The sequence below is a fragment of the Actinoplanes sp. NBRC 103695 genome (assembly GCF_030269485.1).
Classification (GTDB): Bacteria; Actinomycetota; Actinomycetes; order Mycobacteriales; family Micromonosporaceae; genus Actinoplanes.
Genome location: NZ_BSTL01000134.1, coordinates 1 through 410, shown reverse-complemented (window position 1 = coordinate 410; position 410 = coordinate 1). Strand labels below are relative to the sequence as shown.

1 protein-coding gene is annotated in these 410 nt (G+C 68.3%); it reads right to left on the bottom strand.

Annotated features, from left to right (window positions below; translation table 11 throughout):
- Nucleotides 1-410 (bottom strand): transposase (locus QSK31_RS48585; protein ID WP_285692009.1); only part of this gene is annotated, 410 nt, incomplete at both ends.

Here is a 410-nt window from a genome sequence, read left to right as displayed (position 1 = left end):
TCAGCCGGCGGGTCAGGTTCGCAGTCGACGCCCACAGGGTGCGCGACACGCTGGAGGCGGGCAGGATCTCGTACTCCCGCACCAGGCGCCGGTGCAGCATCAGGGTGCCGTGGGTCTGCTCGACGACCCACCGCTTGGCGACCGGCACGAACCCTGGCCGAGTGTCGGAGCGTTTAACCTGCTCGACGGTGATCCCGAGGACCGCCCCGTGGATCATGACGTCGTCTTTGAACCCGGCGTCAACGTAGGCGCGGGTCACGCTCGGGGTGTGCTCGACGACCTTGTCGAGCAGGGCCACGCCGATGGTGTTGTCGGTGGCCGAGGCCGCGGTCACCACGACTGCGATGATCAACCCGAGCACGTCCACGGCCAGGCCCCGCTTACGTCCCGGCACTTTCTTGCCGGCGTCT